The 7,125-nt window shown below is 73.0% G+C and carries 7 protein-coding genes and 1 pseudogene; 2 read left to right on the top strand and 6 right to left on the bottom strand.

The window, feature by feature from the left end; genetic code table 11:
• Window positions 1-1,068 (top strand): S8 family peptidase (locus tag FHL80_RS24470; protein ID WP_138735931.1); only part of this gene is annotated, 1,068 nt, incomplete at its 5' end.
• Window positions 1,069-1,135: 67 nt separating this feature from the next.
• Here the strand turns inward: FHL80_RS24470 and FHL80_RS24465 are convergent.
• The 6 genes from FHL80_RS24465 to FHL80_RS24440 form a co-directional block, all read right to left on the bottom strand.
• Window positions 1,136-2,182: a threonine aldolase family protein gene (locus tag FHL80_RS24465; protein ID WP_138735930.1), complete on the bottom strand. Its 1,047-nt coding sequence runs from the start codon at window positions 2,180-2,182 to the stop codon at window positions 1,136-1,138.
• Between the two features lie 55 nt (window positions 2,183-2,237).
• Window positions 2,238-3,575 (bottom strand): class II 3-deoxy-7-phosphoheptulonate synthase, encoded by a 1,338-nt coding sequence (locus FHL80_RS24460; RefSeq protein ID WP_138735929.1) that lies wholly within the window; start codon window positions 3,573-3,575, stop codon window positions 2,238-2,240.
• Between the two features lie 28 nt (window positions 3,576-3,603).
• On the bottom strand, window positions 3,604-4,629 hold the full coding sequence (locus FHL80_RS24455; protein WP_138735928.1) for a 6-phosphofructokinase: 1,026 nt from the start codon (window positions 4,627-4,629) through the stop codon (window positions 3,604-3,606).
• 130 nt (window positions 4,630-4,759) lie between these two features.
• A complete protein-coding gene (locus tag FHL80_RS24450; RefSeq protein ID WP_246078931.1) occupies window positions 4,760-5,251 on the bottom strand; it encodes a polyadenylate-specific 3'-exoribonuclease AS in 492 nt (163 codons plus the stop codon).
• Window positions 5,248-5,763, bottom strand: coding sequence for a hypothetical protein (locus FHL80_RS24445; RefSeq protein WP_138735927.1), 516 nt, complete (start codon window positions 5,761-5,763; stop codon window positions 5,248-5,250). Before FHL80_RS24445 ends, FHL80_RS24450 begins: the two co-directional genes overlap by 4 nt.
• Window positions 5,764-5,864: 101 nt before the next feature.
• Window positions 5,865-6,647: a lysophospholipid acyltransferase family protein gene (locus tag FHL80_RS24440; protein ID WP_138735926.1), complete on the bottom strand. Its 783-nt coding sequence runs from the start codon at window positions 6,645-6,647 to the stop codon at window positions 5,865-5,867.
• 189 nt (window positions 6,648-6,836) lie between these two features.
• On the opposite strand from FHL80_RS24440, the pseudogene FHL80_RS24435 reads away from it, so the two are divergent.
• Window positions 6,837-7,125: pseudogene (locus FHL80_RS24435) on the top strand (hypothetical protein); the annotation flags it as partial.

Genomic DNA, 7,125 nt, shown 5'->3' with positions numbered 1-7,125 from the left:
GCCCCCAGGGCCACCTACATCGTCACCGTCGCACCCGGGACCGCCCCGGCGGCCGTTGCCGCTCGCGCCGCTCACGGCCTCGGCGGCCGGGTCGAGCACGTCTACTCCGCGGTGCTCAACGGCTTCGCCCTGAGCCTGCCCGCGGCCGCCGCCGACCGGCTGGCCAACGTCCCCGGCGTCGTCGCCGTTGAGCAGGACCAGAAGATGCAGGCAACCCAGACCCAGACGGGGGCGACCTGGGGCCTGGACCGCATCGACCAGGTGTCCGGGCCGCTGAGCGGGACCTACACGTCGACATCCACCGGTCGGGGCGTCACCGCGTACGTCATCGACACCGGCATCCGCCTCACGCACAGCGAGGTCGTCGGCCGGGCTGTGTCCGGTGAGGACGAGGTGGACGGCGGAAGCGCCGAGGACTGCAACGGCCACGGCACGCACGTAGCCGGCACCATCGGCGGTACGACGTACGGCGTCGCCAAGGACGTCACTCTCGTGGCCGTCCGAGTGCTGGACTGTCAGGGCAGCGGCTCGAACTCGGGCGTCATCGCCGGGATTGAGTGGGTGACCACCCACCACCAGCCCGGCGCTCCCGCAGTGGCGAACATGAGCCTGGGGGGTGGCGCCAGCGCAGCGCTCGACCAGGCCGTGCAGGGGTCCATCGCCGACGGTGTCACGTACGCGGTGGCCGCGGGTAACGGCAATCAGGCCGGGATTGCGCAGGACGCCTGCAAGTCGTCCCCGGCCCGGGTCACTGCAGCGCTGACCGTCGGCGCGACCACCGACACCGACATGCCGGCGTCGTTCAGCAACTACGGGAAGTGCGTCGACCTCTTCGCGCCGGGCGTGAGCATCACCAGCGCCTGGTCCACCGGCGACAACGCCACCAACAAGATCAGCGGGACGTCGATGGCCACCCCGCACGTCACCGGTGTGGCGGCGCTCTACCTGCAGGACAACACGACCGCCCTACCCGCCGCAGTCAGCGCAGCGGTCCTGAACTCGACGACCAAGGACACGGTGCCGACCAGCAAGACCGCGAACAACGACCTGCTGTTCACCGCCTACTGACCCGTGCCGCACCGGCAGAGCCGGGTCGTCCGCAACGCGGGCGGCCCGGCTCTCGCCGTCACGAGCCCTACAGGTCGTTGACCACCGCGGCGACGACCTTGGCGGCATGCTCGATGCCGGCGCGGTCGACGTCGAGGTGGGTGACCAGCCGGATCCGGTCGGCGCTCACCTGACCGACCAGCACGCCCTGGGCCTTGGCCGCCTCGGCGACCGCCGGGGCCGGCACGCCCTGGACGACGACCATGTTGGTCTCCACGGTGGCCGGGTCCACGCCGAGCCGCTCGGCCAGCAGCCGGGCGTGCTCGTGGTCCTCGGCCAGCCGCTCGACGTGGTGGTCCAGCGCGTGCAGCCCGGCGGCGGCCAGGACGCCGACCTGGCGCATCCCCCCGCCGAGGCGCTTGCGCCACAGCCGGCCGGCGGCGATCCGCTCGGCACTGGCCACCAGGACCGAGCCGATCGGGGCACCCAGCCCCTTGGACAGGCACACCGACGCGGTGTCGGCCAGCTGCCCGTACGTCGACAGCGGGACGCCGGAGGCGACGTGCGCGTTGAACACCCGCGCGCCGTCCAGGTGCACGTTCACCCCCGCCCCGCGGGACCAGTCGAACAGCCGCTGCAGCTCGGCGAGGGGCTGCACCAGCCCACCGCCGCGGTTGTGCGAGTTCTCCACGGCGACCGCCGCCGTCGCGGTCAGGTGCCAGTCGCCGTGCGGACGCACCTGGGCGATGAGCTGGTCGGATGACAGCCGCCCGCCCTCGGACACCACGGTGCGGGAGGAGAGCCCGAACAGCGCGGCCGCGGCACCCATCTCGTAGGTGAGGATGTGCGCGTCGGCGTCCCCGAGCACCTCCTGGCCAGGCTCGCAGACCAGCCGCAGGCCGATCTGGTTGCCCATGGTCCCGGACGGGACGAACAGCGCGGCCTCGTGACCGAACAGCTCGGCGACCCGCTCCTCGAGCGCGTTGACCGTGGGGTCCTCGCGGTAGACGTCGTCACCGACCTCGGCCTCGGCCATGGCCCGGCGCATCGCGGGGGTCGGCCGGGTGAGGGTGTCCGAGCGGAGGTCGACGGCGCCGCTGCTCGCAGCAGGGCCGTCCGTGTTGATCCCGTACATCAGGTCGCTTTCAGTATGGCGAAGCCGTTCCGGTACCCCAGCGGGGCTGGGTACCTCAGCCGCGCAGCATCTCCGTGACGAGGAAGGCCAGTTCGAGGGACTGACCGGTGTTCAGGCGGGGGTCGCAGGCGGTCTCGTAGCGGCTGTTGAGGTCGGCGTCGCTGATCTCCATCGCGCCGCCCAGGCACTCGGTGACGTCCTCGCCGGTGAGCTCCACGTGGATGCCGCCGGGCCAGGTGCCCAGACCGCGGTGGACGTCGAAGAAGCCGAGCACCTCGTCGACCACCCGGTCGAAGTGCCGGGTCTTGTAGCCGGTCGGTGACTCGTGCGTGTTGCCGTGCATCGGGTCGCACTGCCACACGACCTGGTGGCCGCTGGCGGTGACCTTCTCCACGATGCCGGGCAGGACGTCGCGGATCTTCCCGTTGCCCATCCGGCTGATCAGCGTGAGCCGGCCGGGGACGCCGTCGGGGTCGAGCCGTTCGACCAGCTCGGTGGCCTGCTCCGGCGTCGTCGTCGGGCCGATCTTGACGCCGATCGGGTTGGCCAGCTTGGAGGCGAACTCGATGTGCGCGCCGTCCATCTGCCGGGTGCGCTCGCCGACCCAGACGAAGTGGGCGCTCAGCGCGTAGGCGCGGCCCTCGTGCACCCGCAGCAGCGCCCGCTCGTAGTCCAGGATCAGCGCCTCGTGGCTGCTGTAGAGCTCCACGCCCCGCAGCGCCGAGTCGTCGACGCCGCACGCCTTCATGAAGGCCAGCGCCCGGTCGATCTCGCGGGCGATCACGTCGTAGCGCACGCCGGCCGGCGAGGTGGAGACGAAGTCCTTGTTCCAGTCGTGCACCGCGTGCAGGTCGGCCAGCCCGCCGCGGGCGTAGGCCCGGATCATGTTCATCGCGGCCGCGGAGTTCGCGTAGGCCCGCACCAGCCGGTTCGGGTCGGGGATGCGGTCGGCCAGCACCGGGTCCAGCGAGTTGACCATGTCGCCGCGGTAGGAGGGCAGGCCCAGCGCGTCGGTGTTCGAGCTGCGCGGCTTGGCGTACTGCCCGGCCACCCGGCCGACCTTCACCACCGGCACGCTGGCCCCGTAGGTCAGCACCACGGCCATCTGCAGCAGCGTGCGGGTGGTCGCCTGCAGGTGCGGCTCGGTGTTGAGGTCGAAGGTCTCCGCGCAGTCACCGCCCTGCAGCAGGAACGCCTTGCCCTGCGCCACGTCGGCCAGCTGGCGGCGCAGCGTGTCGACCTCGGCCGGCGCGACGATCGGCGGCACGGTCTGCAGGGTGGACAGCACGGCGTCCAGGGCGGGCCGGTCGGGCCACTCCGGCTGCTGGGCGGCGTGCAGCTCCCGCCACCGGTCCAGGCCCGGGACCAGATCGGCAGGTTCGGTGATGCTCACGACCACGAGGGTACGGCGCGGGCACCGCTCACCCGAAGAAGACCTCCGCCTCCGCGTAGCGCTCCAGCGGCACCAGCTTGAGCTGGGCGATGGCCTCGGCGAGCGGCACCCGGACGATGTCGGTGCCGCGCAGCGCCACCATCACCCCCGACGCGCCCTCGTGCACGGCGCGGACCGCGGCCAGCCCGAACCGGGTGGCCAGCACCCGGTCGAACGGCGTCGGCGTCCCGCCGCGCTGCACGTGCCCGAGCACCACCGCCCGCGACTCCCGGCCGGTGCGCTCCTCGATCAGCCGGGCCAGCGCCTCCCCGATGCCGCCCAGCCGCTCGTGGCCGAAGGCGTCCTTCTGCCCGCTCGCCGTCGTCAGGTGCCCGTCGGCGGGGACGGCACCCTCGGAGACGACGACGATCGGGCTGAAGCCGGAGTCGAACCGGTGCTGGCAGTGCTTGACCACCGCGTCGACGTCGAAGGGCCGCTCGGGGACCAGCACGACCGTCGCCCCGCCGGACATGCCGGCGTGCAGGGCGATCCACCCCGCGTGCCGGCCCATCACCTCCACGACCAGCGCCCGGTGGTGGCTGTCCCCGGTGGTGTGCAGCCGGTCGATCGCCTCCGACGCCACGCCGACCGCGGTGTCGAAGCCGAACGTGTAGTCGGTGGCGTCCAGGTCGTTGTCGATGGTCTTGGGGACGCCGACGCAGCGCAGGCCGACGTCGGCGAGCTTCTTCGCGACCCCGAGGGTGTCCTCCCCGCCGACCGGGATGAGCGCGTCGATGCCGAGCCGGTCCAGGGTGGCCAGCACCCGCTCCGGGCCGCCGTCGACGGCGTAGGGATTGGTCCGTGACGTGCCCAGCACCGTCCCACCGCGCGGAAGCAGCCCCCGGGTCGCGGCGACGTCGATGGTCATCGTGTCGCCGTCCATCACCCCGCGCCAGCCGTCCTTGAACCCGACGACCTCGTCGCCGTGCTCAGTGGTGCCGGCCCGGACGACGGCCCGGATCACCGCGTTGAGGCCGGGGCAGTCGCCGCCGCCGGTCAGGATGCCGATGCGCACGTGCGCCTCCGAGGCCCGTGGTGCGGGATGAGGAGGCACATGCTGCCGCACCGGCGGCCCGCGCGGCAGTGGGAGGACCCCGCTGCCCCCCACCACTCACGAGCTCGCGGCGGGCCCTGCAGCGGGGCCGTCAGCCGCGGGCGGCCTCCATGAGCTTCCAGCGGGCCAGGTTGTAGCGGGCGTCGACCAGGGCGTCGTGCGTGCCGGGGGGCTTGGGCGGGAAGTCGGGCTTGCCGACGTCCTCCCACCGCTGCCGCAGCTCCCGGGTGAACCGCGGGATCGACCGCGGCAGGGTCGGCATCGGGCCCCACAGCTGGGCCAGCGCGACGTGGTCGTAGGCGGCGAACCAGGCCCACAGCTCGACCTCCTCCCCCGGCGCGGTGAGGAAGGAGAGCAGGTCCTCACGGATCCGCTGCCGGCTGCGCCACGCCTTGTCCGCCGGCGGGGGCAGCTGGTCCAGGACGTTGCGGCGCACCCACGGGATGGCCCGGTCGGGGTCGAACTCGGTGCTGACGGCGTAGAACTCCCGACCGGTCTCGTCGACGACGCCGATCGAGACCAGGTCGATCGTGGTGCCGTCCTCGATGAACTCGGTGTCGTAGAAGTAGCGCCGCACACTCACCGGGACACCGTAGGCAGGTGCGGCGAGCCGGCGGCAGCCCGGTCCAGGTGGGCGAGCAGCAGCCACGCCCGGCCGGTGCCGGAGAACACCAGCGCTACGCTGAGCCCGGCGACGACGTAGGCCGACCAGTCCGCCGGGTTGCAGCTGAACACGACGAGCGACAGGCAGAGCGCCGCCGAGAGCGGCAGGCCCCACTGCACCTGCCGGTCGTCGAACGTGTCCGCCGTGTCGTCGTGCCGCAGGTAGGTGGCCACGTGCGCGACCAGCCCGCACACGGCCAGCCCGCCGGCCACCAGGTAGCCGATCCGCCAGGACGCGCCAGGCATGAGCGCGACCAGGCCGGCCAGCAGCGGGACCAGCAGCTCGCCGAGGGCGACGGCGACCGCGGCCTCCTTCAGCCGCGCCCCCCGCCACCGGCGGGAGGAGAGCTGGAGGACCGCCAGCAGCACGGCGGAGGCGACGACCGCCACCACGGTCAGCGCCTGGAGGAACGCCTGCCACTCAGCACCCACGGAGGCTCCCCGGCGTCAGCTGGACACCAGCGAGGATGCCGGGGCGCCGGGGATCTGGCGAGACCGTCCGGCGCTGGGGAGCACCGGGATCGCGCCGGTGGTCAGCCGGCCAGGGAGTCCGGCAGCCGGTCAGCGGCCTCGTGCGAGGGCGGCTGGAGCCGGCTGACCGCCTCCGTGGCGCTCACCCCGGCGGTGTCCATGGACTTCTTCACCTTGGCGCCGTAGACGTCGACGTACTCCTGGCCGGAGAGCTCCATGATCTCGTACATCACCTCGTCGGTGATCGAGCGCTCCACGAACCGGTCACCGGACAGCCCGGCGTACCGGGAGAAGTCCAGCGGCTCGCCGAAGCGCACCACCACCCGGACCATGTTCTTGCCCAGCGCCCGGCCGAGCTTCCCCGGCAGCGGGACCCGGCGGGGCTCGTAGAGCATCGCCACCGGGATGACCGGCGCGCCGGTCTCCAGCGTCATCCGGGCGATCCCGGTCTTGCCGCGGAACAACCGGCCGTCCGGCGAGCGGGTGCCCTCGGGGTAGATGCCCAGCAGCTTGCCCTGCTCGAGGATGCGGATGCCGGTGCGGATGGCGTCCTCGGCGGCCGAGGCGTTGGTGCGGTCGATCGGCACCTGGCCGCTGCCCCCGAAGAACACCCGCTGCGCGACCCCCTTGGGCCCGGTGCCGGTGAAGTACTCCGCCTTGGCCAGGAACGTGACCCGGCGCCGCAGCGACAGCGGCATGAAGACCCAGTCGGCCGCGGACAGGTGGTTGCTGGCGATGATCGCCGCACCCTTCGCCGGCACGTGGCCAATCCCCTCCACGCGGGGCCGGAACACGAGCTTGGCCAACGGACCGACGGCCACGAACTTGAGGAACCAGTAGAACAACGCGCCTCCCTCAGGGACTGTCAGACTAGAGAGGCGCACGACACCTCGACAATCGCAGCCGTCCTCGCACCTCCCACTCCCCCGATGACGCCCCGGAGGGCCCGTCATGACGCAGGCCACGCCGATGACGGCCCCGGCCGTCCGGTCGGCCCCGTGGCCCCGGGCGACGGCGCTCCCCGAGGTGCCCGCGTGACGCTCCCCCGTCGGGGTCGGGGTCGCCGGGACAACGGGCTGGACGCCGCGCTCTGGTCGCCGGTCCGCGACGTCGACCCCCGGGTCGGGGAGCACCTGCTCGACGTCCTGCTCGACGCGGGGATCGCCGCCTACCTGGAGCCGGCCACCGACGTCGAGCCGTACACGCGGACGGTGTCGCTGCCCAGCCCGCCCTCGGACCGGCTGTTCGTCGACCGCGCCCGCCGGGTGGAGGCCCGCACGCTGGTCGACCGGTACGCCGAGCCGCGGCCCGCCGCCCCGCCCG

The organism is Modestobacter excelsi, assembly GCF_005930495.1.
In the GTDB taxonomy this organism is placed as follows: domain Bacteria; phylum Actinomycetota; class Actinomycetes; order Mycobacteriales; family Geodermatophilaceae; genus Modestobacter; species Modestobacter excelsi.
The sequence above is the reverse complement of the archived record's forward strand: the minus strand, read 5'-3'. Positions and strand labels throughout refer to the sequence as shown.

Bases quoted from the DNA above. Each gene is read 5' to 3' on its own strand.
- FHL80_RS24465 (WP_138735930.1), bottom strand. From the start codon at position 2,182: ATGTACGGGATCAACACGGACGGCCCTGCTGCGAGCAGCGGCGCCGTC.